This is a genomic window from Paraburkholderia youngii, assembly GCF_013366925.1.
GTDB classification, from domain to species: domain Bacteria; phylum Pseudomonadota; class Gammaproteobacteria; order Burkholderiales; family Burkholderiaceae; genus Paraburkholderia; species Paraburkholderia youngii.
The window spans coordinates 1011775-1036978 of sequence record NZ_JAALDK010000002.1 but is presented as its reverse complement, the minus strand read 5'-3'; the positions used below and the strand labels follow the sequence as shown (position 1 = coordinate 1036978).

The 25204-nt window shown below is 61.4% G+C and carries 27 protein-coding genes; 15 read left to right on the top strand and 12 right to left on the bottom strand.

The window, feature by feature from the left end:
* Positions 1 to 13 precede the first annotated feature (13 nt).
* Complete coding sequence (locus G5S42_RS36130; protein WP_176111513.1) at positions 14 to 427, top strand: VOC family protein; 414 nt, start codon at positions 14 to 16, stop codon at positions 425 to 427.
* Positions 428 to 536: 109 nt separating this feature from the next.
* On the opposite strand, the gene G5S42_RS36125 is transcribed toward G5S42_RS36130, so the two are convergent.
* The 6 genes from G5S42_RS36125 to G5S42_RS36100 form a co-directional block, all read right to left on the bottom strand.
* Complete coding sequence (locus G5S42_RS36125; protein ID WP_176111512.1) at positions 537 to 929, bottom strand: 2-oxoglutarate dehydrogenase; 393 nt, start codon at positions 927 to 929, stop codon at positions 537 to 539.
* A gap of 57 nt (positions 930 to 986) precedes the next feature.
* Positions 987 to 2822: a S10 family serine carboxypeptidase-like protein gene (locus G5S42_RS36120; protein WP_176111511.1), complete on the bottom strand. Its 1836-nt coding sequence runs from the start codon at positions 2820 to 2822 to the stop codon at positions 987 to 989.
* Between the two features lie 520 nt (positions 2823 to 3342).
* Entirely contained in the window at positions 3343 to 3711 is a 369-nt protein-coding gene (locus tag G5S42_RS36115) for a DUF2784 domain-containing protein (protein ID WP_176111510.1), read from the bottom strand.
* Between the two features lie 74 nt (positions 3712 to 3785).
* Entirely contained in the window at positions 3786 to 5459 is a 1674-nt protein-coding gene (gene treA / locus G5S42_RS36110) for an alpha,alpha-trehalase TreA (protein WP_176111509.1), read from the bottom strand.
* 361 nt (positions 5460 to 5820) lie between these two features.
* Positions 5821 to 6621 (bottom strand): transporter substrate-binding domain-containing protein, encoded by an 801-nt coding sequence (locus G5S42_RS36105; protein ID WP_176111508.1) that lies wholly within the window; start codon positions 6619 to 6621, stop codon positions 5821 to 5823.
* Positions 6622 to 6832: 211 nt separating this feature from the next.
* Positions 6833 to 7636 (bottom strand): DeoR/GlpR family DNA-binding transcription regulator, encoded by an 804-nt coding sequence (locus G5S42_RS36100; protein ID WP_176111507.1) that lies wholly within the window; start codon positions 7634 to 7636, stop codon positions 6833 to 6835.
* 32 nt (positions 7637 to 7668) lie between these two features.
* On the opposite strand from G5S42_RS36100, the gene G5S42_RS36095 reads away from it, so the two are divergent.
* A complete protein-coding gene (locus tag G5S42_RS36095) occupies positions 7669 to 8268 on the top strand; it encodes an NUDIX domain-containing protein (RefSeq protein ID WP_176111506.1) in 600 nt (199 codons plus the stop codon).
* Here the strand turns inward: G5S42_RS36095 and G5S42_RS36090 are convergent.
* Positions 8251 to 8985, bottom strand: coding sequence for a haloacid dehalogenase type II (locus tag G5S42_RS36090; RefSeq protein ID WP_176111505.1), 735 nt, complete (start codon positions 8983 to 8985; stop codon positions 8251 to 8253). The genes G5S42_RS36095 and G5S42_RS36090 overlap by 18 nt on opposite strands.
* A gap of 221 nt (positions 8986 to 9206) precedes the next feature.
* Here G5S42_RS36090 and G5S42_RS36085 point away from each other — a divergent pair, with 221 nt between their 5' ends.
* Entirely contained in the window at positions 9207 to 9653 is a 447-nt protein-coding gene (locus G5S42_RS36085; protein WP_176111504.1) for an SRPBCC family protein, read from the top strand.
* A 116-nt stretch (positions 9654 to 9769) separates the two neighbouring features.
* Here G5S42_RS36085 and G5S42_RS36080 read toward each other — a convergent pair whose 3' ends face one another.
* The gene (locus tag G5S42_RS36080; protein ID WP_176111503.1) at positions 9770 to 10462 is read right to left on the bottom strand and encodes a CBS domain-containing protein; all 693 of its coding nucleotides are present in this window, start codon (positions 10460 to 10462) and stop codon (positions 9770 to 9772) included.
* Between the two features lie 524 nt (positions 10463 to 10986).
* Here G5S42_RS36080 and G5S42_RS36075 point away from each other — a divergent pair.
* The 3 genes from G5S42_RS36075 (at position 10987) to G5S42_RS36065 (ending at position 12358) form a co-directional block, all read left to right on the top strand.
* The gene (locus G5S42_RS36075; RefSeq protein ID WP_176110689.1) at positions 10987 to 11154 is read left to right on the top strand and encodes a hypothetical protein; all 168 of its coding nucleotides are present in this window, start codon (positions 10987 to 10989) and stop codon (positions 11152 to 11154) included.
* A 10-nt stretch (positions 11155 to 11164) separates the two neighbouring features.
* Positions 11165 to 11344 carry a hypothetical protein gene (locus G5S42_RS36070; protein WP_176111502.1) on the top strand — a complete coding sequence of 60 codons (180 nt, stop codon included), beginning with the start codon at positions 11165 to 11167 and terminating at the stop codon, positions 11342 to 11344.
* A 202-nt stretch (positions 11345 to 11546) separates the two neighbouring features.
* A protein-coding gene (locus tag G5S42_RS36065) for an IS5 family transposase (protein WP_176105867.1) occupies positions 11547 to 12358 on the top strand; the annotation gives its coding sequence in 2 pieces (ribosomal slippage) (positions 11547 to 11895 and positions 11895 to 12358; 813 coding nt in all).
* 13 nt (positions 12359 to 12371) lie between these two features.
* Here G5S42_RS36065 and G5S42_RS36060 read toward each other — a convergent pair.
* Both G5S42_RS36060 and G5S42_RS36055 read right to left on the bottom strand, forming a co-directional pair.
* Positions 12372 to 14006 (bottom strand): NADP-dependent glyceraldehyde-3-phosphate dehydrogenase, encoded by a 1635-nt coding sequence (locus G5S42_RS36060; protein ID WP_312883689.1) that lies wholly within the window; start codon positions 14004 to 14006, stop codon positions 12372 to 12374.
* 96 nt (positions 14007 to 14102) lie between these two features.
* The gene (locus tag G5S42_RS36055) at positions 14103 to 14372 is read right to left on the bottom strand and encodes a hypothetical protein (RefSeq protein ID WP_246392313.1); all 270 of its coding nucleotides are present in this window, start codon (positions 14370 to 14372) and stop codon (positions 14103 to 14105) included.
* 402 nt (positions 14373 to 14774) lie between these two features.
* Between G5S42_RS36055 and G5S42_RS36050 the strand changes: the two genes are divergently transcribed.
* From G5S42_RS36050 to G5S42_RS36040, 3 genes are read left to right on the top strand one after another with little or no spacing between them, the layout of a single operon-like run.
* The gene (locus tag G5S42_RS36050; RefSeq protein ID WP_176111501.1) at positions 14775 to 15215 is read left to right on the top strand and encodes a hypothetical protein; all 441 of its coding nucleotides are present in this window, start codon (positions 14775 to 14777) and stop codon (positions 15213 to 15215) included.
* 21 nt (positions 15216 to 15236) lie between these two features.
* Positions 15237 to 16325: a hypothetical protein gene (locus G5S42_RS36045; RefSeq protein WP_176111500.1), complete on the top strand. Its 1089-nt coding sequence runs from the start codon at positions 15237 to 15239 to the stop codon at positions 16323 to 16325.
* Between the two features lie 46 nt (positions 16326 to 16371).
* The gene (locus G5S42_RS36040; protein ID WP_176111499.1) at positions 16372 to 16677 is read left to right on the top strand and encodes an acylphosphatase; all 306 of its coding nucleotides are present in this window, start codon (positions 16372 to 16374) and stop codon (positions 16675 to 16677) included.
* A gap of 57 nt (positions 16678 to 16734) precedes the next feature.
* Here the strand turns inward: G5S42_RS36040 and G5S42_RS36035 are convergent, their stop codons facing one another.
* Positions 16735 to 17550 carry a class I SAM-dependent methyltransferase gene (locus G5S42_RS36035; protein WP_176111498.1) on the bottom strand — a complete coding sequence of 272 codons (816 nt, stop codon included), beginning with the start codon at positions 17548 to 17550 and terminating at the stop codon, positions 16735 to 16737.
* A gap of 303 nt (positions 17551 to 17853) precedes the next feature.
* On the opposite strand from G5S42_RS36035, the gene G5S42_RS36030 reads away from it, so the two are divergent.
* Complete coding sequence (locus tag G5S42_RS36030) at positions 17854 to 18126, top strand: hypothetical protein (RefSeq protein ID WP_176111497.1); 273 nt, start codon at positions 17854 to 17856, stop codon at positions 18124 to 18126.
* 86 nt (positions 18127 to 18212) lie between these two features.
* Here G5S42_RS36030 and G5S42_RS36025 read toward each other — a convergent pair whose 3' ends face one another.
* Positions 18213 to 19118 (bottom strand): cation diffusion facilitator family transporter, encoded by a 906-nt coding sequence (locus G5S42_RS36025; protein ID WP_176111496.1) that lies wholly within the window; start codon positions 19116 to 19118, stop codon positions 18213 to 18215.
* Positions 19119 to 19631: 513 nt separating this feature from the next.
* Between G5S42_RS36025 and G5S42_RS36020 the strand changes: the two genes are divergently transcribed.
* From G5S42_RS36020 to G5S42_RS36000, 5 genes are all read left to right on the top strand, one after another.
* Complete coding sequence (locus G5S42_RS36020) at positions 19632 to 20903, top strand: MFS transporter (protein WP_176111495.1); 1272 nt, start codon at positions 19632 to 19634, stop codon at positions 20901 to 20903.
* Positions 20904 to 21023: 120 nt separating this feature from the next.
* A complete protein-coding gene (locus G5S42_RS36015) occupies positions 21024 to 21953 on the top strand; it encodes a LysR family transcriptional regulator (protein WP_176111494.1) in 930 nt (309 codons plus the stop codon).
* Positions 21954 to 22078: 125 nt separating this feature from the next.
* Positions 22079 to 22573, top strand: coding sequence for a cupin domain-containing protein (locus tag G5S42_RS36010; protein WP_176111493.1), 495 nt, complete (start codon positions 22079 to 22081; stop codon positions 22571 to 22573).
* 91 nt (positions 22574 to 22664) lie between these two features.
* A complete protein-coding gene (locus tag G5S42_RS36005) occupies positions 22665 to 23684 on the top strand; it encodes a hydroxyquinol 1,2-dioxygenase (protein ID WP_176111492.1) in 1020 nt (339 codons plus the stop codon).
* 46 nt (positions 23685 to 23730) lie between these two features.
* Positions 23731 to 25197 carry an aldehyde dehydrogenase family protein gene (locus tag G5S42_RS36000; RefSeq protein ID WP_176111491.1) on the top strand — a complete coding sequence of 489 codons (1467 nt, stop codon included), beginning with the start codon at positions 23731 to 23733 and terminating at the stop codon, positions 25195 to 25197.
* Positions 25198 to 25204: the final 7 nt, after the last annotated feature.

Below are 25204 nucleotides of genomic sequence, written 5' to 3'. Positions count from 1 at the left end.
CGAGGGAGGAGTCATGAATCAGGGTATCGATGTGGTCGGTTTGTACGTCGACGATCAGGACGCGGCGCTTTCGTTCTACGTCGACAAGCTCGGCTTTCGCGTCCACACGGACGTGCGCAACGGCGCTTACCGCTGGCTCACGGTCCAGCACCCGGAGCAGCCGACTTTCCAGTTGGGCCTGTTCGCGCCGGGGCCGCCGATCCACGATGAAGCGACCGCGCAAACGCTGCGCGCGATGGTCGCGAAGGGAGCGATGCCGCCGTTGGTGCTGTCCGTTGCCGACTGTCGCGCGAGCTATGAGCAATTGAAGGCGCGCGGCGTGGAATTCACGCAGGAGCCGGTGGATCGTTTCGGCAGCGTCGATGCGGGCTTTCGCGATCCTGCGGGCAATGGATGGAAGATGATCCAGGCGGCGGCGCAGAAGTGAGCGTAAGCGATCCGGGCGGCGCGTAGTCACAAACGGCCGGCGACAAGTCGCACGATCGCGACGCGTTCGCCGGCCGTCCCACCTACGGGACCAATGGCCTAACCGGGTATCATTGCTGATGCTGCTGCAGATACTGCCGCACGTCGTTCAACGTCACACGACCCGAATGCGCGCTATCGATCTCGTCAAAATGCCTGGCGATATAGCCGAGCCCATTGCTTTGCGCCAGAGCCTTGGTGATCGACGAGCCGTTGCTGAGCACCGAATTCGCGCCCAGCCTGCTCTCCATGCGCTGCTGAGCCTGCTGCTGCAATGTCGAGCCGGTGGTCGGCGCGACCGCGCTAGCACGGTTATGAGGAAAGAACGGACCGTCGACGCCGTGTCCGCCGTGGGGTAGCGTCACGGGCGCGACCGGCTGAGGCGGCAGCGCCTGCGCACTACCGACGACCACACCGAGGACGATCAACGCCAGCGTACGTCGCAAGATATCGATTGAAGACATGATCACTCGCCATAAAAAGTAGTCGGAGGGTCTCGCGCGAAGCGAAACCACCATCGATCAGGGCGCGGTCGCGGCGACCGCCTCGCTCGTCGGCGTGGCGGCGGGCGCTTCGTCGGCCCACGGCTGCGGCAGCGTCGCGAGCGTGAGTGCGCCCGCTATCGGCGTGCCGCCATAGAAGGCCGCCAGATCCGCCTTCATCTGCGGGCGCGCCACGTCATCCAGATAAATCATATGCCCGCCCTGGAAGAAGTTGACCTGCAGATTCGGCTCGAGGCCCTGCACCGTCTTCAGTCGCGCGAGCTGCTTCTCGGTATTGAAGAACGGCGTGGCCAGATCGTGGTAGCCGTTTTCCGCCAGCACCTTCAGTTGCGGATTCAGCTGCAGTGCGCCGAGCAGATCGGGGATCGTGTCGGGCAGCGGCTGACCGCCGTGCGAGAAATTCCACGCCTCGATGACCGCGTCGTTCAGCGGCATATACGCGGCGTTCGGTGCGGTGTAGCCGAGGTAATCCGGCATCTGCGTGGCCAACGCATTGGTGAACGGCAGCGAGATCAGGATGTCCGACGGGTCGCCGTCGCTTTGCAGGCGCGGGTCCGAGTTGGGCAACGACACGCGACCATCGTAGCGGCCGATCGTCGAGCCCGGCACCAGCGTGATGTTGAACGGATTGACGTTGAAGTAACCCTGCATCGCCTGCAACGTGAGGCCGGATTCGGCGTCCCAGAACTTCTCGAGCCACGTCGGCGGGAAGTTCGGCGGTCCCGCGTAAGTGGGCGCGCCGAGCTGGCTCAACGTCCAGTACAGCGAATAGTTCTTGAACAGGTTGTAGTTGGCGGTCACGAACGCCTCGCTGCGAAGCGCGTAAGTCGCCTGATTCACTGGCGCGGGCGACACCTGGTTGTAGTATGCCGCGACCTGGGCATAGCCCGGCATGTAGCCGCTCAACGTATCGGTTTCGAGCGCGAGCTGATTGGGCGAACCCGTGATCGCCACCGCCTCGATCGCATCCGCGAAGTAGTTCAGGATCGAGGACTGCAGCGTGATCCCTGTGAGGTGCACGCCGGCCGATTCGAGCGCGAGCGCGAGGATGTCGGTGCGAGGCGTGCCGTACGATTCACCGTACAGATAGATCGGCGAGCTGCTGCGCGAATTGACCGTCAGGTAGCGAATGATGAAGTCACGCATGATGTTCGCGTCCGCATCGGTGCTCCAATAGGTCTGGTTGGTGTTCGGCAGGATCGCCTCGGAGAGGCCCGTGCCCGGCGGATCGATGAACACGAGATCGGTCGTGTCGATCAGGCTTTCGGTGTTGTTCACGAGCGGGTAGTTCGGCCAGCTGGTGCCGTTCAGCAGCGGATCGGTGGTCGCGACGCGCGTCGGCGCGAACGATCCGAGCCGCAGCCAGATCGACGAAGAGCCCGGCCCGCCGTTATAGACGAACGTGACGGGCCGCGGTTTGCCATTCGTGCTCGGCGCCGTGTAGGCGACATAAGACATCGTCGCTTCGGGTGCGCCGCTCGTCAGATCCATTGCGGTCAGATGGCCGGTGGTCGTCGTGTAGTTGATGGTGGTGCTGCCGGACGTCCATTGGTAATGCATGATCGCCGCTTTCTCCGTGACCAGCGACGAGGCAATGCCGGATGTCGCGCTCGTCGAATAGCTGGTGAGATCGGTATAGGGCTGATTGGCGGACGGCGTCTGCGGCGCGGATGCGGCTTGCGCCTGATTGGCGACCTGCGCCATGCTGCCTGGAACCGCCGACGCCGACGAACCTCCATCGCTGCCGCCGCATCCGGCGACGATCACGATTCCGAGTGTCAGCACGCTTAGCGCGGCTAGCCGGCCATGACGACGGACGCGGCCATCGTCGGTACTCCTTCTGTCTGGTTTCATCTCGTTCCCTGGTGAGTGATACCGCTACACAACGGCCGCTTTTCGCCGGTCGCGCGTTGGAGATCGAATAACCCGCACCGCACTCGAAGACACGCAGCGCTTGCATGGACAGCTTTTCCGAATTCATTAATTCAAATTGCTTGCGTGGATATTTCTATTTGCTTTCCAGAGTTACCGATTGAATGGGCAAAGGAATTTCCTGTCGATTTATCTCGACATTTGAAGAGAAATTTAAAATTGAATCTTTCCGGCGCTTAGCAAGAGTGAAAATAAGATGCGAAATGAGGTCTTGTCAAGGATAGAGCGGTGATTATGCTATTCGGGATAAAGATGGTCTGTTAGCGAGCACCGGTGCGGTCTCGGCGGCTTGGCGCGGAAAAATGCTGTCCGGATTTATCCGCATTGCATTGGATTTTGGTGGGAAAGTCGTCGGAATTAATTGCGTTTCAAAAATGAATTAAATGGTAAATTTAACCGGTGCAAACGTATCCTTCATCGAATTAAAAAGGCGATATTCGAGTCAGGCCCGTGGCCGAATTCGATACCAGGTAAGAATCACCGCCAGCAAAAACGCGACATAGGCGACCACGAACACCCACGGTGGAAAGTCGTAATACAGCCAGGCGCTTACCCACCGCTGTATGAAGCCTTGCGGACCAGCCGTGCCCGTGCGCAGATAGTCCTCCAGCACGGTCAACGGGCACGGCACATCGAGCACCGCGAGCGCCGCGACGATACCGATGGCGAGAACATGCAGCGTACGAAACGCGCGATTGCGCGCCCACGGGAGTCGCAAACCGTGGGCGATCCAGATCGCGAATAGTCCGCCGACGATAAACACCACGATCAGCGCGTGCAGCACGAGAACAACATTGGCGAGCCAGATCATTCTGCTTCCACTCGGGATGTATCTGGAATCATAAGGCCAAGCTCAGTGCACTCGCCTGAACATGCCGCCGCGCCTCACTGCCCATTGCCATACAGATCGAGCAGCATCAACGTCACACCATTGGTCCACCCGAAGCCGTCCTGCAGCGGATACTCGCCACCCCCGCCGCCGCCTTCCCCCGCACCTTCGACGACGTACTTCTCGACGAGCTTCTGCTGCGTGTTGTAGACGTTCTGGACGTCCGCGAGAAAGCGCGTGCCGATCGACTGAGCGAGATCGGTGCGTCCGTAGCGCTTGAGGCCCTGAATCGCGATCCAGTGCAACGGCGCCCAGCCGTTCGGTGCGTCCCATTGCTGCGTGGTGTTATAGATCGAGGTCGCGAGGCCGCCTTGCTTCAACAGCACGTTCTGCACGGTCTGCGCAGTCTTCCACGCGCGCTCGGGCCACGCCACGCCGGCCATCAGCGGATACAGCATCGCCGGTGTCTGGTTGTCGCGTGACTTGCGGAGTTGCCAGTCGTAGTCGCCGTAGTAGCCGTTGCTATTCCACAGATAACGGTTGATGCCTTCCGCGCGACGCGCCGCGTAGCCGATGAACTGCGCGACGCAATGGAAGTCGCGTGTCGCCGAGCAGCCGCGCGCGATCGTCGTCTCGAGATGGAATAACAGGCTGTTCAGATCGACTGGGATGATCGATGTCGTGCGCACCGTGGCGAGCGTCTGGTTGTCGCCGAACCAGCGTGAGCTGAAATCCCAGCCGCTTTCGGCGGTCGCGCGCAGATCGCGGTAGACCTGGTTGGCCGGACGGCCGCTCGCCTGCGCGGTCTGCACGTCCTCGAGATAGGACTCGTCGCGCGGCGTGTCCAGCTCGTCCCAGTAGCGGTTCAGCACGGTGCCATCGTTGAGCACGACGACATTGCGCGTCGCGCCGCCGCGCGGCGTGCTGGCCGAACCCTGCATCCAGTACGCGTACTCCTTGCGCAGCTCGGGCAGGTACTTCTGATAGACCTTATTGCCTTCCTTTTGCGCCGCGAGCTCGACCATATACGAGTAGAAAGGCGGTTGCGAGCGGCTCAGATAGTACGTGCGATTGCCGTTCGGGATATGACCGAACGTGTCGATCATGTACGCGAAGTTGTCGAGCATATCGTCGACGAGATCTTCACGTCCGGACTCCTGCAGCCCCAGCATCGTGAAATAGGTATCCCAGTAGTAGCCCTCGCGAAAGCGGCCGCCCGGCACGACATACGGTTTGGGCAGCGGGATCAGCGAGCTGTAGTCGGGCGCGCTCGTCGTCGTGCGCGTGAGGCCGCTCCACAGCCAGTCGATGTGCTCGCGCAGACTTTGATTGGGCGGCGGCGTGATGCTCTGATCGGGCGGCGGAGTGAAGTACTGGCTGACGAATTGCTGCAGCGAAAAACCGGGCTGGCTCTTCCGCGTTTCGTATAACTGCACGATCGCGGCGGGACTGCCATTCGGCGTCGAGTCGACGAATGTCTTCTGATCGTTGAAGATCTTCGCGGTTTGCACGGCGACGAACAGATCGCCGTACAGGATGTCGGGCGCGGGCGGCAGCGCGGCGCCCACTTGGGTATCGGCCAGACAGCTCGCAGATGCGAAGACGAGCGTGGCGATGCACGCGATGCCGAGCGTGATCGGCGAACGTCGCGGCACGAAGTGCTCATTTAAGCTGGGAAAGAGATGCGCGTTGGATGCGGTGCTGCTGCGAGACAGTGATTGTGTGCTCATGATGCCTCCAAGGTTGTGGGCATGTCACTGGTCTCTTCGCACGCCATTCGACGTCGTCTCCCGACGACATGCGAGTCCGGCACGAGGTGGCCGGATCAATGGCCCCGAAAGCATCGCACGCTTTCGAAGCATCAGGCAACTGCGGCGCAGCACATCCTGTATGCACTCAGCATGAGGATCGAAACGTGATGAACGAAGGGGAAGATGCGCGCAATCGCGTATTTGCGCGTGCTTCATGATTCGAAGCAATGGAAGCGATGAGCGCGAGCGATTCCGCGAGAAAAACCGCTCGGGGAGCAAGCGACGTACCCGCGTCGACCATTCTGCAGGCCGGCGCGAGTACGGGAGAACAACGAGAAATTTACTGCGCGAGAGGCTGCGTCACGTCCGTACCGAACCAGTGCATCGAGATCTTCTTGAGCGTGCCGTCCTGCTTCATTTGGGTCAGCGCATCGTCGAGTGCTTTTGCGAACTTCGGATTGTCCTTGCGGAACGGGATGCCCATTTCCTGGTCGGCGCCTTTCAGCACCGCGCCCGTACGCAGCGGCAATTGCGAGTTCTTGATGATGTAAGGCAGCATCAGCCGGTCGTCGATGGTCGCGTCGATACGCTTGGCCGCGAGATCGCGCAGCTTCTCGGGTGCGCCCGGATAAGTCTGCACGTTGATGCCGGGTACTGCGCGCGCCATCTGGTCGTAGTTGGTGCCGAGCGTCACGCCGATCTTCTTGTCGCCCTTGAATTCGTCGAGCGATTTGAACTCACGCTTGTCGTCCGCGCGTTGAATCAGCTGCGCGGCCGAGTACGTGTATGGCTGGCTGAAATCAAGAACCTGTTTGCGTTGCGGGGTAATGGTGACCTGGTTGATGATCACGTCGAATTTGCCACTCTGCAGCGCCGCGATAATGCCGCTCCACTCGGTCGGAATGAACTCCGGTTTCACCCCGAGCTTCGCCGCCACGGCTTTTGCGACATCGACGTCGAAGCCTTCCAGTTGACCGTCCTTGTTGCGCGAGTCGAACGGCGGATAGGTGCCTTCGAGACCGATCTTCAGGACTCCAGCCTGTTTGACCGAGTCGAGCAGATCTTCGGCATGAGCCGCGATTGCGGTAAAGCTGAAGGCGGAGATGGCCAGCGCGTTAATCAGCAGCTTCGAAAGTTTCATTGAGTGTCTCCTCTGTACTTGAGTATCAGGCTGCACAACGCAACGATTTCATCAACGTGTGCACACTCTCGACTGTCTCGTTTCGTGAATCATGTCGGGGTGCGGCGTCATCCTAGCACTCCAAAAGTCGTCTGTTTTATCTTTGTTCGGAGGCGGTGGAGCGACGCTTCGAGCCCACGATGATGCGAATCAGTCAATTCGTGAAGACACCCTACGCCCTCACCACGGTCACCCCGGCCGCTTCAATCGGCTTCGTCAGTTCCGCACTGGTCTTCTTCTCGACCACGATGGTCTGCGCGAGCGTGATATCACCGATCACGAAGCGCGACGCGGCGTTCAGTTTCGACGACGACGCGAGCACGACCGTCTCCGCCGCGCGCGCGGCGAGCGCGCGCTTGATCGCGGCTTCCTCGAAGTCGCCGGTGGTGAGCCCTGCGCTCGGATGCACGCCGGTCACGCCCATGAAGTACAGGTCGGCATGGATGCGCGAAATGCCTTCCATTGCCGCGGCGCCGACGGCTACGATCGAATGCTTGTAGAGCCGCCCGCCAATCAGGATCACTTCGACGCAAGGATGCGCGGCCAGCGCCGTCGCGACGCTCGGGCTATGCGTGACGATGGTCGCGTGCAGATCGGCCGGCAGTTCCCGGACCAGTAGCGCCGAGGTGGTGCCGCCGTCGACGATCACGGTTTGCCCCGGCGCGATCAGCTCGACCGCTCGCCGCGCGATGCGCCGCTTGGCGAGCGTCTCGATGTCCTGACGCTGCTCGAATGACGCGAGCGCGGCAGACGCCGGCAACGCGCCGCCGTGGACCCGCTGCAAGCGCCCCTCAGCGGCCAGTTCGCGCAGATCACGGCGGATCGTATCTTCCGACACGCCAAACGCCACGCTCAGCTCGCCTGCGAGCACCTGCCCGTTGCGCGCGAGCTCGTCGAGGATCGCTTTCTTGCGTTGGGTGGTCAACATTGGTTTGCACGAAATCACTTGAAATTGCACGAAGTTGCACGATAACATGAATCATTGTCGGTGATCGACAGGAGGGCAACATGACTGCAACGAAAGACCGGGTTCGCATCGTCGCCACGACCTTGCTGTCGGACGACTGGTACACGCTGAAAAAGGTGACGTTCGACTTCCTGCGCCGCGACGGCACATGGCAGCGCCAGAACCGCGAGACCTACGATCGCGGCAACGGCGCGACGATCCTGCTGCACAGTCCGCGCACCGGCAACGTGATGCTCACGCGACAATTCCGCATGCCCGCGTTCGTGAACGGTCACGACGGCATGATGATCGAAGCGCCGGGCGGATTGCTCGACGACGCTTCGCCGGAAGAGCGCATCCGGCTCGAAGTCGAGGAGGAAACGGGGTATCGCGTCGGCGCGGTCCACAAGATTTTCGAGGCCTACATGAGCCCGGGGTCCGTGACCGAAAAGCTCCACTTCTATGTCGGCGAGTACGAGGCGTCGATGCGCGTCCACGATGGCGGCGGCGTCGAAGATGAAGGGGAAGATGTCGAGGTGATCGAAATGCCGTTACAAGCCGCGTTGCGAGCGGTCGAGGCAGGGGAAATCGTCGACGGCAAGACGATCATGCTGTTGCAGTACGTCGCTTTACGTGGGTTTGCGTCAGCGCGGGCAGCCTAGTTGCGTCGCGAGTTCGCGCAGATCGCCGACAACGAAGTCCCATGCCTCGTTCGCCTTCAGATCGCTCGTCTGCTGAGGGCCATGCTCGGTGGGCCGCAGCACGAACGCGGTGCTCAGACCGACGCGCCGGGCGGCGGCGAGATCGTTGTTATGTGCGGCAACGAGGCATAGCTCGCGCGGTGCGATGCCGAGAATTTCCGCCGTTTCGCTATAGACCCGCGGCGAGGGCTTATAAGCGCGGACGACTTCGGCGCCGAGAATGGCATCCCAGGGCAGACCGGCACGCTTTGCGATGTCCACCATCAGGCGAATGTTGCCATTCGATAGCGGCGCGATGATGAAGCGCCCCTTCAGGCGCTGCAATGCATCGACGGAATCGGGCCACGGGTCCAGCCGATGCCAGGCCAGGTTCAACTCATCGATCTCGGGCTCGGTAACGTCGACGATGCCGAAACGCGTCAGCACTTTGACGAGGTTTTCCCGGTGCAGCACGTCGAGTCTTACATACGGTCTGCGCCCGCTACGCACTTCTTCCATCGCAGGCGAATACTCGCGTCGCCACGCGTCCGCGAAATCGGATGCGTCGAGATTCGGTGCGTACCGCTGCAGAAACGGTTGCGCTTCACGCGCGACGCCGCTTCGCCAGTCAACCACGGTTCCGAAGACATCGAACACGAATGCTTTGATGGTGGTTTGGCTGGTAGAGTCGATGCCCATGATCGTCCTTTGCGGGTATGGCGGGAACAATCCATCTTAGGCGAAGAGAAAGCACGCGTTGCTAGCATCGCGGCGGAGTGTACAGGGCTCGTAATGAACGAGGAGCCGCGCAGGTGCTGAGAGCCGTCCAGGGTTTTGCCTGGTCTCGCGCGTGTCGATTCCCACAGCGGCGGCCCGTCGTGACAGTATGTTCAACCCCTCCCGTGAAAGGCACACTCATCATGGCTACCGGCACCGTCAAATTTCACCGTGTTTTGCGCACGACGCCCGAGCGTATCTATCGAGCGTTCCTCGAACCCGCCGCGATGGCGAAATGGCTGCCGCCGTATGGTTTCACCTGCGACGTGCATCAGATGGATGCGCGCGTCGGCGGCACCTACAGGATGTCGTTTCATAACTTCGGCTCGGGCAAGGGTCACTCGTTCGGCGGCGAATACCTCGAATTGGTGCCGTTCGAAAAGATCCGCTACTCGGACTATTTCGACGATCCGAATCTGCCCGGTCAGATGCATACGACCGTTTCGTTGCGGCAGGTGTCGTGCGGAACTGAACTGAACATCGTGCAGGAGGGCATCCCCGAGATGATTCCGGTCGAGATGTGTTACCTCGGCTGGCAGGAGTCGCTCGCGCAGCTTGCGAAGCTGGTCGAGCCGGAGATTCCGGACTGACATTCAATATCAGTCGCGTGCTGCGTCATCCAGCAAATGTGCGAGCCCGGCGCGGTCCGAAACCGCGCCGCTCGCCCTCAATCAGGGAAGGTTCGGCACTTTGACGGGCGCGCCGGCTACATCGTCGGAATCACACTCGGCGACTCCAGATGGCTCTCCACCCGCTTGATGCCGGGCACGTTTTCCGCGGCGATGCGGATCGCGCGCTTCTCCTCTTCGGATTCGATGATGCCCCACAGATGCGCGACGCCGTCCTTGACGAATACACCTTGTTTCGCGAGCCCCCAGCGCTGTCCGTGCATCTCGCGCACGATTGCGTCGCGCAGGCTCGCATCGTCGTGCGAGCCCGTGTCGATTATCGGCTCGGCGGAAGCGAGCGCGCGGATCAGGTTAGAGCGGCTGACGATGCCGACGAGCTGCCCATCCTTCAGCACTGGCACGCGTTTCAGGTGCCGGCGTTCCATCAGGTCGGCAATCTGGTGCAGCGGCATGTCTTCGGGAATCGAAATGACGGTCTCGCACATCACGTCGCCGACCACATGCCCATGCTCCTTGATATACCTCGCGGCCTGCTCGCGCGCCGACGAGGACAGCAGTTCGAGCCACCATCGACGTTTGCCGTGCCCGGTGCCGTTTTCCACACGATGCAGCAGATCGCCCTGGCTGACGATGCCTATCACCTGCCCATTGGCGCCGAGCACCGGCATGCCGCTGATGTGGTGATCGACGAATAGCTTCGCTGCGTCGTGGATGGTCATATCCGGTGTGGCGGTAATGACCGAAGAAGTCATGATGTCGAGCGCGCGCATGTTCTTCTCCTGTGCGGGCCGCGACGGGTCCTCATCGGTTGCACGCGTCGCGCGAGGTCGGCAGACGCACCGGGGGACAACGCCGCGGTGCTGAGGCGCCTTGAGTGTAGGTTAACTTTACCGGCTGGTATGCAACACAAGGCAGATCTTCCCGCTGCTAGTGGATTACGACAAAGTCGGCGCCGAACCATATTCAATACCTGATTAACGATAAGGTCGGTTTCAACCGGGATGTCGCTTAGTGCGATGCAGCAATATTCGAGGTCGACACGGAGTGTAGGCGGCGAGCTGTGCGCGGAATCACCCATGCGATTTCGGCATTCGTCGTCGCAGCGAGCGCTTCTGAATCGCTGTCCCGGCGCGGCTTCCTACCGCTGGCATTCTTTAAGCTTGAATTAAGCGACGCGACCTACGCTTCAAACCGTAGCAGGAGAGGAAAACCGCGCGACGGAGTGCACCTTTCCGCCGAGCTACGCATGTAACAACTCGGGCATCCCCGGCAGAAAGAGGTTGAGATGATGTACTTGATTACCGATCTGAAAATGGTCGAAAGCTACGGTCGCATCAAGGCTGACAGCGGCAATGATGCGCTGCATGAGTTTGCGCTCAGCAAGGGCTTCGTCGACCTGATGGAGCTTGCCTCCGCCCGGCCCGCGTTCGCCAACGACTTGCTCGCTGTTCAACTGCAATAAGGAGACTGACGTGGCCATAACTTTGGGGCAGGCGCTGGTGCACGCCGAGCAGCTGGAAGTCCACGGCGTGATTTCCAAGACGTCGCAGGCGCTCATCCGGCTGATGCAGGAGTACCGAGCCGTAGTCGGCGTGGAACAATACGAGCAGGTTATCGAGGAAGCGGGCCTGGCTCATCCGGAGCCGCAGTGAACCGCTTTGCGCATCCTGAACCAAGAAAAAAAGCACTACATATGCGTGCGGTGCCGGCGGGAATTTGTGCGCATTCTCGCCGACACTGAAACCGCCAAACCTCCAAAAGCCGCACTTAGAAACCTTAACAAAATGAACAAAGGGGCTGTTTACTCTCGATGAATCCTGTTAACCTTTTCATTGTTTCGACGACGAAAAGGACATGGCTAAACCCATACTCGACGACGAACTTTGGGCACTCATTGAACCGTTACTGCCCCCTCCCAAACCAAGGCGAAGCCGTTATCCTGGGCGCAGGCCGCTCGATGATCGTGCGCTGCTCACTGGCATCCTATTCATCCTTCAGACAGGCCTGCGCTGGGACCTGCTGCCACGCGAGATGGGCTGCGGCAGCGGCATGAGTTGCTGGCGCCGTCTGCGGGACTGGCAGGCTGCTGGCGTCTGGGACCGACTGCATGAAGTCCTGCTCGCCAGGCTGCGCGCGGCTGACCAGATTGACTGGTCGCGTGTCGTCGTCGATTCCTCCTCGATCCGCGCCGTGGGCGCAGGTCAAAAACGGGACCGAATCCCACGGACCGCGCGCGACCCGGTTCAAAGCACCACCTCATCACCGAAGCGCAGGGCATCCCGCTCGCGGTAATTCTCACGGGCGCCAACCGTAACGATGTTACCCAGCTTCACCCACTGGTTGACGCCATCCCACCCATTGCTGGCAAGCGTGGCCGGCCGCTTTCGAAGCCCCGCATTGTTCAAGGCGATCGGGGCTACGATCACGACAAATACCGCCGTCCGCTACACGCAGCCGGCATCGCGACTGAAATCGCCCGACGCGGCGAGCCCCACGGCAGCGGACTGGGCAAAACACGCTGGGTGGTCGAGCGCACCATTTCGTGGCTTCATAACTTTCGACGACTGCGCATCCGCTTCGAACGTCTTGCATTCATCCATGAAGCCTTCATGAAAATTGCCTGCTGCATCATCTGCTGGCGAAAGCTGAAGAACTCATTTTGTTAACGCCTCTTAGCCGCTAAAAGATAAAACCGGTGTTCACGAACTTCGAGTGATGATTCGTGACAATCGTGTCGAGCAGCGTCTTGTTCAAGTCGGTCTCCTTGGCTGCGACCATGGACCGGATCGAGAACGCGCGCAACGCATCGGTGACCGATAGCGTGCCTTCCGCGGAATCCTTGCGGCCGGCAAACGGAAAGACGTCGGGACCTCGCTGGCACTGGCTGTTGAGATTGACACGGCACACCTGGTTGACGAGAGGGTCGACCAGCGAGCCAATCTGGGCAGCGTCGGTGCCGAAAATGCTGACCTGCTGACCGTGGTCCGAAGTGATGACATATTCGAGCGGTGTATCGATGTGATCGAACGGCACGACTGGGATAATCGGTCCGAACTGCTCTTCACGGTAGAGCATCATCCCTTCCTTGACGGGGTACACCACGGCCGGATAGAAAAGCGTTTTGCAGAACACGCCACCACCTTCATTCACGACCGCCGCGCCTTTCGCTTTCGCATCGTCAATCGCCTGAGTCATGTAGGCTGTACGATGCATGCCGGGCAGCGGTGTAATGGACACACCCTTTTCCCACGGCATACCAACCTTGAGATTCTTGAGCGCTGCGTTGAAGCGTTCTAGAAACGTATCGACGATCGAGCGGTGCACCATCAGGATCTTGAGCGCTGTGCAGCGTTGACCATTGAACGACAACGTACCGAGCAGACATTCTTTCACAGCGAGGTCTATGTCGGCATCAGCCAGCACGATCGCGGCGTTTTTGGCGTCAAGGCCGAGAACGGCGCGGAGCCGATGCGACTTCGGGTGCTGCTTTTTCAGATGGTCTGCAACCTTGCTCGAGCCGATCAGGGCAAGCACGTCGATCTTTCCCGAGGCGAGCATGTGTGGCACGACCACCGCGCCCGGTGCATAAATCGTGTTGATGACGCCCTTCGGAAAAGCGGAGCGGAATGCCTCGAGCAGCGGGAAGAACAGTAGCGTGCCATATTGGGGCGGCTTGAATACGACGGTGTTGCCCATCAGCAATGCGGGAATGAGCGTCGCGAACGTTTCGTTCAGCGGATAGTTGTAAGGCCCCATGCACAGTACGACGCCAAGCGGTGTGCGGCGAATCTGGCCGATGGTGCCCTCGGCGATGACAAAGCGCGAGTTGCTATTGTCCAGCTCCTTTAGCGCCGAGATCGTGTCTTGCATATAGCTGATGGTGCGGTCGAACTCCTTCTGTGAATCGGCAAGGCTCTTGCCGATTTCCCACATGATCAGATTCACAATCTCATCGCGCCTGGCCGCCATCAGACGAATGAAGTCCTGCATGCAACCGATGCGCTGCGCGACCGTCATCGTCGGCCACTCACCGCGGCCGTGGTCGTAGGCTCGCACGGCGGCGTCGAGCGCGGCATCGCTCTCGACTTCGCCCATGACGGGATAACTGCCGATTACGACCTGTTCAGCGTCGCCGGAGGCTTGTCGCACGCAGACCGGAGATAGCACGGTCTTGCAGTTTCCATCCCATGCCTTCAGTTCTCCATCGACGAGCGAGACGCGCTGATGAATGGGCTCCGCCAGGCGGGCGGTCTCTGGAATATCGTCGGTGACTGGAAACAACTGCCGGAGGTTTTCGAAGTCGATACTTGCCACGTTTCGCTCCCATGTTCGTGCAGTACGCGGTACGCGCAAGACACAGACAGAAGCATAGCCAATGGCGGCAGAGTTGGAGCCGCACGGTGTCCAACATCAATCAGGAGCGGCGGAAGCGTCCTGGAAACCGGATTCGATGAGATTCATCATCGTGGTCTGCAATTCGACCAGCGGCGTAGCAGTCACTGCCGTCGCTACCCCGTCGGATTTCGGGAGCAGTCCAACGAATGCCGCAATGCCGGTTCCGCATGCCCCTATGAGTAGGGCGGCAGCCAGTACGGCTACACTGCCGCGCACCGCTTGCCTGGGAACGAAGTCCGCAAAACATCGCATGATGGCTATCTCCGATTGACGCAGCTTCTGCAAGCAAAGGATGTGCCGACGCAGCGGGCTGCCAGGCAAGCGTGCCGCTGGAAGGCTGCATACGCGTTGGCTGCTCGCGCGACAGCGGCAACGTGGATTCGATGGTGGGATTCACCAGACAGTTTGAGCGGGCAAAGACGGTCCGAAACCAACACGTTCGCGCGGAGAATCGGGCGCTTCGACCTTGACGGCGACGCATGCAATATCCTGTGACAGGGAAGGACGGCAGCGAGTAAGCCTCGCGACAGTTCATTTATTGCGAAGTCCGACGCGACGCCTCTGCGGCATGCGCACACGATTTACTGTTTCCTCCTACCGAACAGCTGTACTAACATCCAGTAACGGTTCGAGCACTGACGACCGGGCGGGGCCGGGAGGCAAATTGCCTCCTCCTGGAGGACCAAGATGAAACAAAACTCGTCTCGGGAAATCGTCGAACTGCTGACCAAAGTAGTCGGGCTGGCCGCCATGCATGTGCCGAGGGGGCAGACCCGCAGGAGTGCGTCGATAGCGATCGACCAGCTCGAAGAGATCAAGCGCAACGCGGCGTTTGCTCGCCAATATGAATCAGCACCGGAACCGCTACGCGAACTGGTGATGAGGCGGGCCGTAGAAGTCCATGACCTTGCGACTGCACAAGACTACGCGAGCGCCCTCAATGCCCTCAAAGCGGTAGTCGATTTCCTTTATCAACATCTGGTAGACGACTCCGGCTCAGCAACGCCACCGAGCAAACTGGCAAGCATTGATTTGAATGCCGTTCACAGGGCTCTTCAATTCGGAGGTCTTCCGGGACAGTCGCAGCAAGACCCCGATGACGACAACCCGCCGCCAGTGCGTCGCTGAACTTGCCAAGGATAACCGCCGATGCTCTCGGGCCTATCGAAACTACTGGACAAAGCATTTATCCTCGGCTTCTTTTTGCCAGCCCTGCTTGGCTTTACAGGTTTTCTCGCAGCTAATGCGGATATCCCGGTGTTTGGCGATTTGCTGAACAAAGCGACCTCGGACAGCGAAAAGGTCGGCGGCTTGTTTACTTTCCTCATAATCGTATGGGTTCTATCGCTGCTCTTGATGGTGCTGAACAACTGGTTTTATCAGGTCCTCGAAGGATACAAATGGCCATTCAATCGAGAGGCCTGGAAGCGCGATGAGCGCGACCGCCGCAATCGTCAGCTGGGCCTTATAGAACGCCTCCGTACCGAACTCGATACTGAGAACAGTACGATCGAGCGGCTCAAAGCCTCAAAGGAATCGTCGGAATACAGAAAAGCCGAATTGAACAGAGCCACCGTAAGGGCGAGGCTGTATCGCACTCAGGAGCGCAACGCGCGTGATTTCCCTCGCTATGAAAACCTCGTTCTTTCTACGGCCTTTGGGAACACGTTGCGTGCATTCGAGGGTTACTCGAGCGAAGTCTACAAGGTCGACAGCATATTCGTCTGGCCGCGTCTTCTTGCCGTGATCCCAAAGGACTATCAGGCAATCATTGCGGACGCGAGAGCTCCAGTTGACTTTCTGGTCGGACTCGTCGTTCTGGGTTCATTTACGTCCATCTTTACGTTCGTGCGAGCGCTTGACATCTGGCTTGCGGACGGGCTGGGCGGAAATTGCGTGTTAGCCGATCTTTTGCAGAATGCCGCGATTGCGGCCGCTATTGCAGTAATCGCGTATCGGCTGGCGATTCTTGAGGCAAGAAGCTGGGGCGACGTTGTCAAATCGGCGTTTGACCTTTATCTGCCGGCACTCGCCGAGCAGTTAGGTTTCGTTCTTCCGACGTCCCTGGCCGCGCAGCAGGAGTTTTGGGCCGCATGGAGCACGCAGTTCCGCTTTCATGCACCGGCAAATACCGCCTGGTGGACACGTGTCCAGCCGGCGACGCCACCAGCAACGACCCAGGCGGATTGGGAGGCGACAGACTCCGCAGGCGAAAGCGACGAGATGCGCGGAGGTTGAGAGGCAACTGCGCTGCCTTTTATTTCAGCCTGGAGTTGCGTGCACCATGACACCACAGTTCGATACCGATTTGCGGACCAGACTGGTGAGAGTCTACGGTCGTGTGCAGGGGGTAGGTTACCGGCAGGCTTGCATCGAGGAGGCCACGGCTCGAGGGATCACGGGTTGGGTGCGCAACCGGATGGATGGTTCGGTCGAAGCTGTGTTGCAAGGGCGCGCTGAAGACCTCGAGCGAATCTGCGACTGGCTGGTCGACGGTGCGCATGGAGCGCTGGTGGACCGCCTGGAAATCAAGGAACTGTCGCCACCGGTAGCCAGGTTCGATGAATTCAAGCTGGCCGCGACGGTCTAGTTCGGGTCACGCTACGAGTCCACGCCGTCGGACATGAACGCTGATTCTTCGAGCGCCCTAAGGCTTGACCGCGGAGGCCAGAACGGAGCTCATCGGAAGCCGCAGGTCCCCGTTATCGCTGCGATACGCCTCTGCGTCGCGTGCGACGGCCCGTTCGATAGACGCCAGCGCGGCCGGCGTTTGCGCGTGTAGCAACGCGGAAAACCGCACGCCGCCGCGCAGGAGTGCATGAAAAGGTGTATTGGGAGCATGAAGCACGAGCGTGAGGTCCAACTGCCGCATCTCGGGTTGGACGAACCCGGCATCGAGCAACATGTGCTTCGATTCCTGCCAATCGCTGAACCGGAAGAGGGCTGGTCCCGGCGGCAGGGGCACATCGGTCGTCCCGTGCTGCTCGATTGCCTTCAACACCATGTCGAAGGCCACCGCCTTGTTCGGTGTCGCCCATTCCGTGAAGGCAATTCTGCCATCGGGTCGCAGTACACGAAGCGCCTCCGCGAGTGCGCGCTCGGGGTGCGCGAAGTGCAACATTCCGAAGCTGATCCCCACAGCCGAGAAGCTTTCGTCGGGAAATGGCAAATCCTCCGCGTCGCCGACGCGGAACTCAAGTGCCGGAAAGACGCGTCTCGCCTTGTCGACCATCGCAACCGAGAAATCCACGCCAGCGACATCCGCGCCGCACAGTGCGGCGGCCGCCGCGAGGTAGCCGGGGCCGCATGCGACGTCGAGAAAACGCGCACCCCGACCAATGCAGAGGGTCTCGAGAATTGCCTGGTTAGACTGCGCGGTCAAATCACCGAAATACTCATGATAGGCCTGCGCGACCCGCTCCCAACCTTCATGTTCGAAGGTGCTGAAGTCGAGTTGTCCCATGCTTACCCCCACCGGTTTTACACGTGTGCAACTTGTAGCGCACGACTATGTTCCTCGGAATCCGTAGGTCTGGCTATCGGGGAAACAATTCAGGCGGGCGACACAGCAAACAAACGGATGTGTGGTGCGGCGCACAACTAGCGTCGTCTAAAGCCGCCAGACTTTCGCGCGCGTCGGCGCCGGCTGACGCATCCCGACGAACCGGCCGGCCTGGTTTCCGTGCGGCATCTTGCATTGCAGCGCCAGGTCGCGAACCGCCTCACTTGAGCTAGACTGGCTCGAGCAACCGGAAGGAGACCCAGGATGATACGCAAGACGCTTAATGCCTCGCAGCTTCAGCAGGAGGTCAATCGGAGAATTCATCGACTGCAGGAGATCGTCGATGATGGCGTGAAGATTCGCGTGCCGCGGCCGCAGTTGCAAGAGCCTGACAAGACAGGCTGCAACTGGAACATGACCCACTTCGGCAATGCGATTGGCTTCGAGCGCGACATCGAGGGCGTACTGAGGGCCATGCGTGCGGAATACAACCTCAGTACCGAAGTCAAGGACACCGGCAATCCGTTCGGTGACTAGCCGCGACACACACCGATTCCTTGTTCGTTATTGATCGCGTGCGCATGTTGGAAACGGGAATGGCAACGCACGCCCGCAACGCGTCGTTACAACCAGCGCGGGTCGCGCGTAAACGCGACGGTCAACCAGCGGTCCGGGCCCGACTCACCGATCGCGCGCGAGATTCTGTCGCGGATATGATCGAGCTGGCGCACGCCGGCGTGCTCCATCGCCTCGGGCAACACGATATGCACCTCGACGAACAGGCCTCGGCCGACGCGTGTCGCGTAGTGCGAGTGCTTGACGAAGCCATAGTCGGCGGTCAGTTGTTGCATCAGGTCGCGCAACTCGTGCTCCAGATCCGGCGGCGTGATCAGCAACACTTCCTTGACCGCGCCGATCACGGTTCCGATCGGCATCGGGATCAGCACGAGAGTTAGCAGGGCCAGCACGCCGGGGTCGATGTACGGCGTCAGGTGGCTTTGTCCGATGCGTTCGAGCAGCCATGCAATCGAAAACGCCAGCAGCAGCGCCGAGCTGATGCACGCCGACATCAACCAGCTTTTGATGTCGAGGCCGATCAGTTCGGAGTCGATCACGCGATTCACGCGCCGTTCGCGCCAGAACATGAAGAAGCAAAACGCGGCGACCACCACGGCGTAGAAGACCCCCCAGCCGAATTCGAGTTCGCGGCCGCCGTCGAGCAGGCCTTTGACCGCGTTGATGAAAGCGTAAAAGCACAGCACCGCCAGCAGACTGCCGTTGAACACGAGCACGAGCGGCTCGATGTGCCAGAAGCCGTGCTGGAAGCGTCGACTGCTCTCCTGTTGAAGCAGGCGGGTGACGAGCAACGACAGGCTGCACATCGCGGCGTCGAGCGCGGAAAACATGCCGTCGAAGATGATCGCCAGCGAGCCGCTCACAATCCCGACCGCGATGCCGAGTCCGGCGATCATCACGGTGCAAAGCAGCGACTGCTTGAGGATGCGTTGTTCGAGGTCCGTTGCTTTCATGATCCGAGTAACCGCCCGTGGCTGAAAGACGTTCAGAGGTGAGGGGAGTATATCGGGCGCGTATGCCCGGAATGTCGCGGCCGCGCGCGAGCGCGCCGCAATTCGTCGGTAGCGGCCAACGTCGCGGGCCCGGTGCTCGATACGGCTAGCCAAAGCTATTCCAACGGCTTGCCCGCGCGCCCCCGCCCGCGCCACATCCGCGCGTCTACCCGGGCTTGTCCTGGGGTGCCTCCACGCGCATCCAATTCACCCCATCCGCGTACCGCCAAGCCTTGCCCACACTCGCCGCCACGCTATCCCTCGCGATTATTTGCGATTCACGAATACCGCATTCGCCGCTTGTCCCGTACCTGAGCCGCCGCACTTGGGCCAATCTTGGCCGCGTCGCTGCCGCATCGACGAAGCGCGGCACGACACCCGTTGCTGAATTCGACGAACCCGGCGGCGCGCCGCGGCGCCAGCGAATGCCGTGCGCGCGCCAAGCGGCCGGACTACGGAGACATGGAGACACAGATGAAATCGAACGACTGGGACGTGGCCTACGAATGGAAGGCCGTCGTGCTGCTGGCCCTCGGCTTCGGCCTCGTGGGACTCGACCGCTGGCTGATCGCGCCGCTCTTTCCGGCCATCATGAAGGACCTGCATCTGACCGCGCAGGACGTCGGCAACTGCATCGGCATCCTCGGCTTGTCGTGGGGCATTTTCGCGGCGTTGATGGGCGGCATCTCCGACAAGATCGGGCGCCGCAAGGTGCTGATCCCGGCGATTCTGGCGTTTTCGCTGCTGTCCGGTTTCTCCGGACTTGCCGGCGGCCTGATGAGCCTGCTCGCGGTGCGCGCATTGATGGGCGTCGCCGAAGGCTCGTTCTGCCCGACCAGCTTCGCCGCGACCGCCGATGCGTCGCATCCGAAGCGCCGCGGTTTCAACCTCGGCCTGCAGCAAAGCGGCTTCGCGCTGTTCGGCCTCGCGCTGTCGCCGATCATCGCGACGCAGCTGCTCAGCGTGGTCACGTGGCGCTGGGTGTTCGCGCTGGTGTCGGTGCCCGGGCTGATTCTCGGCGTGCTGATGTTCTTCGTGATTCGCGAACCGAAAGCCGCGCCGCAAGCTACGCCAAAGCGGCCCGCCTGCCCGGCCGAACGCGGCAATTGGCGCGACGTGCTGAAGAGCCGCAACATCCCGATCGCGATGGCCGCGCTTTTCTGTGCGATGACCGGCGTGTTCGTGCTCGGCGCGATGCTGCCGCTGTACCTGACCGAGTATCTGTCGCTCGACACGCAGCGCATGGGCGTCGTCGTCTCGGCGATCGGCTTTGGCGGCTTTATCGGACAGTTCGGTTTGCCGGGGCTGTCGGATCTGACCGGGCGGCGCGTGGCAAGCATCGTCGGCTTCGCCGGCACCGCCGTGATGCTGTACCTGTTCCGCGGACTCGGTGCGCAGCCGGTGCAGCTGTTCGCGGTGCTGTTCGTCGCGTCGTTCTTCACGCTCGGACTCGTGTCGCTGCTGTCCGGTCCGGTTGCGACCGAAGCTGCGCCGATCGGCATGATCTCGACGTCGATCGGCATCGTCGTCGGCGCGGGCGAGATTTTTGGTGGCGGCATCGCGCCGGCATTGGCGGGCTTCGTCGCGACGAACTTCGGCATTCAGAACATCCTGTGGCTGCCGATCTGCGCGGTGCTGCTCGGTATGGGCGTGAGCCTGCTGCTCGAGGAAACCGCGCCGGCCCGAGTGCGTCGTCAGCGGCTTGCGCCGTCGCTCGACCTGCCGGCCAGCGAGCAACCGGAATGATGCGCTGCAACCGGTCGGCGCAGCGCTCGGCAACGAGGCCGTTGTCGCCGACCGGGCGGCGCGTTCACGCGCCCCAGCCCAGATACACTGACAGGCTGGACGAGTGGACAAGGACCCAGCATGGATCGTTTTCTGAGCATCGAGGCCTTCGTACGCGTGGCCGAGACGAGCAGCTTCGCCGAGGCGGCGCGGCAGTTGGGCGTGACGAGTTCGGTGATCACGACGCGCATCCAGCAGCTGGAGAAGTTCGTCAACGCGCCGCTCTTTCATCGCAGCACCCGGGTCGTACGCCTGTCCGAAGTGGGCGAGGCGTTCTATCGCGAATGCGCAGAGGTGGTCGGGCGTGTCAACGAACTGACCGACCAGATGCGCGAGCTGCGCGCGACACCGACCGGCCGCTTGCGCATCCAGATGCTGCCGGGTTTCGCGCTCGGCCACTTCGGCGCGCCGCTTGCGGAATTCAACCGACGCTATCCCGGCATCCAGCTCGATGTGATCGTCAACGACCGGGTGGTCGATCCGATCGAAGAGGGCTTCGACGTCGCTTTCCAGATCTTTCCGCCGATCGCCGAATCGCTGATCGAGCGAAGGCTGTTCAAAGTGCGGCGTCTGTTCTGCGCGACGCCCGCGTATTTGAAGGAGCATGGCGCGCCGCAGCATCCGCGCGAGTTGCTGCAACACACCACCGCGCTTTATTCGGGCTACCCGTCGCGCAATCGCTGGACCATGACGCACGGTGACGAGGTGGTCGAAATGGAGCTGCCGGGCATGATCCGTTCGAACTCGGTGCATCTGCTGCGCGACTATGCGCTGACTGGAGGCGGCGTCGTCTGTCTGCCGACGCTGGTCGCGAGCGCCGCGCTGCTCGATGGTTCGCTGGTGCCGATTCTGACCGGCTACACGCTGTCGCCGCTGAACTTCGCGGCCGTGTATCCGGCGACCCAACGACAGGCGCTCAAGGTGAAAGCGCTGGTCGAGTTCCTGGCCGAGTACCTGGGTCCCGAGCCCGCGTGGGACCGGCCGCTGATCGAGCGTGGCTGGGTGACGTAAGGCTATTCACGCGGCGATTATTTGCAAAGTCCGAATGCTGTAATCGCCCGATCGCCGGTTGTTGCCATCCTGTTGCGCTTCTAAAGTTGAATCAAACGACACCCGCTTCCAACCAGGAGACAGCAATGACCGAGTCGTCATTCCACACCGTCTTTGGCTCGCTCGACGGCTACCGCAAAGGCGAAATCGAAATCACGAGCGGCGAAGCGCGCCATTACGTGTTTTCCAACATCTTCGAAGTCGCTTCCGGGTCGGCGCCCTACGAGAAGGTCGTGGTCGGCAAGAACCTCGACTACGTGATCGAGGCGCTGCGCACCGAAGGCCAATCGCAATGGTTCGCCTGCGCGCACGATGAGTTCGCGATCCTGATGGACGGCGAAGTACGCATCGATTTCATCAAGCTCGACAACCCGCCGAAGAGCGGCACGGGCACCGTCGCAGCGGGCGCGCAACCCGCCGGCCGCGCGATGGGTTACGTGGTGCTGCGTCGCGGTCATCAGGCATTGCTGCCGGCCGGCTGCGCATATCGCTTCACCGCGCAGAAACCCGGCGTCGCGCTCGTGCAAACGATGCTCGGCGAACTGTCGGTGGAGAAGTGGGCCGACATCTGCGTGCACTGATACGCAGAACATGCACCCACCCCGCAACTACGTTGCATGGGACCAGAGTAAGCGCTAAAGCGCCAACTCTGGTCGACATAGGAGACAAAACATGGCATCCCTCGAAACCCTCGATCACCCGGCCGGCTTCGCCGCCGACACCGTGCGCGCCAGCGAACCCGACGCGGTCACCGGCTATCGCCGCTTTACGCTCGGCGCGTTCGAATTCCTGCGCGACGAGTACTTCGTCAAGATCAACTGGCCCGCGAAAGGCCAGACCCGCACCCACGCGGTGCCGGCCGATGCGTTCCTGCGCGCGATGATGCGCGACGTCGCATGGGGCTTCTTCTACGGCTGGGTTAATTTCGACCAGGTGTTCGGCACGCGCAATCACTACGGCAAGGTCGACGTGTATGCGGGTTCGTTCAACGGCATCATGAAGGACGCGGGTGTCGATTACATGGAGACCTTCGAGACGCCGACGATCATGGCGACCTTCAAGGCGATCCTGCACGACTGGACCAACGAAGGCTTCGACCCGTTCGCGGCACCCGAGGAAACCGGCACCGCGTTCGGCCGCAAGCATGGCGACAACGATGCCGCGATCGATCGCACGCGCATCGCGACGCGCCGCATGCCGGGCCTCGAAGGCGACTCGCCGCTGCGCGATGATCTGCCGGTGAACCGCGCGTTCGCCGACGTCACGCAGGACGATCCGGAGGTGCATGTCGAGCCCGGCTTCGAGGGCCAGCTGCACGCGTTCAACCTGTTCAAGTATCTGTCGCGCTCGGACGTTACCTGGAATCCGTCGGTCACGTCGGTGTGCGGCCAGAGCCTGTTCTGCCCGACCACCGAGGAATACATCCTGCCGGTGTTTCACGGCAACGATCGCGTCGAGTGGTTCCTGCAACTGTCCGATGAGATCGTCTGGGACATCGGCGACAAGAACACCGGCGCACCGCGCGCGCGGATCACGATGCGTGCGGGCGACATCTGCGCGATGCCGGCCGATATCCGCCATCAGGGTTATTCGACCAAGCGCTCGATGCTGCTCGTGTGGGAAAACGCGACGCCGAATTTGCCGAAGCGTTACGAAAGCGGCGAGCTGAAGCCGTACCCCGTCGATTTCTGAAGGCTCGATTCAAGAGCTCCGCGCCCGCATTCACCGAGGACCATTCATGCAAACCCAACTGTTCATCGACGGCCGCTTCAGGAACGCCGTCGAAGGCGGCACGATCGACGTGCTCAATCCGCACGACGGCTCGCTGATCACGCAGATCGCCGCGGCCACCGCCGCCGATGTCGATCTGGCCGTCGATGCCGCCGCGCGCGCGTTCCCGAAGTGGGCCGCGTTGCCCGCCGCCGAACGCGGTCGGCTGCTGCTTAAGCTCGCCGACGCGATCGAGGCCAACGCGGAAGAACTCGCGCAACTCGAATCGCTGGACACCGGCCACCCGATCCGCGATTCGCGCTCCCTCGACGTGCCGCGCACGGCGGCATGCTTTCGCTACTTCGGCGGCATGGCCGACAAGCTGCAAGGCTCGGTGATTCCGGTCGAAGCGGGCTTTCTGAACTACGTGCAGCGCGCGCCGATCGGCTTGGTCGGACAGATCGTGCCGTGGAATTTCCCGCTGATGTTCACGAGCTGGAAGATGGGTCCGGCGCTCGCGGCCGGCAACACGGTCGTGCTGAAGCCGTCGGAGATCACGCCGCTGTCCACGCTGCGCATCGTCGAGCTGATGGCCGAGGTCGGTTTTCCCGAGGGCGTCGTCAACATCGTCGCGGGCTATGGTCATACGGCGGGGCAGCGGCTCGCTGAGCATCCGGGTGTCGGCAAGATCGCGTTCACCGGATCGACTGCGACCGGGCGGCGCATCGTCGAGGCCTCGCAGGGCAATCTGAAGCGTGTGCAGCTCGAACTCGGCGGCAAGGGCGCGAACATCGTGTTCGACGACGCGAACCTCGACGCCGCGATCAACGGCGCCGCGTGGGCGATCTTCCACAACCAGGGCCAGGCGTGTATCGCGGGCTCGCGGCTGATCCTGCACGAGCGCATCGCCGATCGGTTCCTCGAACGCTTCGTGTCGCTGGCGTCGTCGATCCGGCTCGGCGATCCGCTCGAGGCCGACACCGAGATGGGGCCGCTCACGTCGAAGCAGCATCAGGAACGGGTGCTCGCGTTCGTCGACATCGCGCGTCAGCAGGGCGGCCGCGTACTGACCGGTGGCAGCGCGCCGAGCGATGCGTCACTTGCGAACGGCTACTACGTGCGCCCGACCGTCGTCGAGGCTGCGAGTCCGAACGACCGCGTCGCACAGGAGGAAGTGTTCGGCCCGTTCGTCACGGTGCTCCGTTTCCGTACCGACGACGAAGCGCTCGCGATCGCCAACGGCACCGACTACGGACTCGGCAGCGGGCTGTGGACGCGCGATCTGTCGCGCGCGCATTCGATGGCCGCCCGAATCCATGCGGGCATGTGCTGGGTCAACTGCTACAAGCGCGTCAATCCGGGCAGCCCGTTCGGCGGCGTCGGACAGTCTGGCTATGGCCGCGAGATGGGCTTCGAGGCGATGCACGACTATACGGAAGCGCGCTCGGTGTGGGTCAACGTCGACGGCAATGTGCCGCCGCACTTCAAGCGCTGAGGGCCGC

Coding starts and splice junctions, on each gene's coding strand:
- G5S42_RS36095 (WP_176111506.1), top strand. CDS start 7,669: ATGACTGCAACGAAAGACCGGGTTCGCATCGTCGCCACGACCTTGCTG.
- G5S42_RS36085 (WP_176111504.1), top strand. CDS start 9,207: ATGGCTACCGGCACCGTCAAATTTCACCGTGTTTTGCGCACGACGCCC.
- G5S42_RS36120 (WP_176111511.1), bottom strand. CDS start 2,822: ATGAAACCAGACAGAAGGAGTACCGACGATGGCCGCGTCCGTCGTCAT.
- G5S42_RS36080 (WP_176111503.1), bottom strand. CDS start 10,462: ATGCGCGCGCTCGACATCATGACTTCTTCGGTCATTACCGCCACACCG.
- G5S42_RS36090 (WP_176111505.1), bottom strand. CDS start 8,985: ATGGGCATCGACTCTACCAGCCAAACCACCATCAAAGCATTCGTGTTC.
- G5S42_RS36100 (WP_176111507.1), bottom strand. CDS start 7,636: ATGTTATCGTGCAACTTCGTGCAATTTCAAGTGATTTCGTGCAAACCA.
- G5S42_RS36125 (WP_176111512.1), bottom strand. CDS start 929: ATGTCTTCAATCGATATCTTGCGACGTACGCTGGCGTTGATCGTCCTC.
- G5S42_RS36115 (WP_176111510.1), bottom strand. CDS start 3,711: ATGATCTGGCTCGCCAATGTTGTTCTCGTGCTGCACGCGCTGATCGTG.
- G5S42_RS36010 (WP_176111493.1), top strand. CDS start 22,079: ATGACCGAGTCGTCATTCCACACCGTCTTTGGCTCGCTCGACGGCTAC.
- G5S42_RS36025 (WP_176111496.1), bottom strand. CDS start 19,118: ATGAAAGCAACGGACCTCGAACAACGCATCCTCAAGCAGTCGCTGCTT.
- G5S42_RS36130 (WP_176111513.1), top strand. CDS start 14: ATGAATCAGGGTATCGATGTGGTCGGTTTGTACGTCGACGATCAGGAC.
- treA (WP_176111509.1), bottom strand. CDS start 5,459: ATGAGCACACAATCACTGTCTCGCAGCAGCACCGCATCCAACGCGCAT.
- G5S42_RS36030 (WP_176111497.1), top strand. CDS start 17,854: ATGATACGCAAGACGCTTAATGCCTCGCAGCTTCAGCAGGAGGTCAAT.
- G5S42_RS36035 (WP_176111498.1), bottom strand. CDS start 17,550: ATGGGACAACTCGACTTCAGCACCTTCGAACATGAAGGTTGGGAGCGG.
- G5S42_RS36040 (WP_176111499.1), top strand. CDS start 16,372: ATGACACCACAGTTCGATACCGATTTGCGGACCAGACTGGTGAGAGTC.
- G5S42_RS36020 (WP_176111495.1), top strand. CDS start 19,632: ATGAAATCGAACGACTGGGACGTGGCCTACGAATGGAAGGCCGTCGTG.
- G5S42_RS36000 (WP_176111491.1), top strand. CDS start 23,731: ATGCAAACCCAACTGTTCATCGACGGCCGCTTCAGGAACGCCGTCGAA.
- G5S42_RS36105 (WP_176111508.1), bottom strand. CDS start 6,621: ATGAAACTTTCGAAGCTGCTGATTAACGCGCTGGCCATCTCCGCCTTC.
- G5S42_RS36015 (WP_176111494.1), top strand. CDS start 21,024: ATGGATCGTTTTCTGAGCATCGAGGCCTTCGTACGCGTGGCCGAGACG.
- G5S42_RS36045 (WP_176111500.1), top strand. CDS start 15,237: ATGCTCTCGGGCCTATCGAAACTACTGGACAAAGCATTTATCCTCGGC.
- G5S42_RS36005 (WP_176111492.1), top strand. CDS start 22,665: ATGGCATCCCTCGAAACCCTCGATCACCCGGCCGGCTTCGCCGCCGAC.
- G5S42_RS36050 (WP_176111501.1), top strand. CDS start 14,775: ATGAAACAAAACTCGTCTCGGGAAATCGTCGAACTGCTGACCAAAGTA.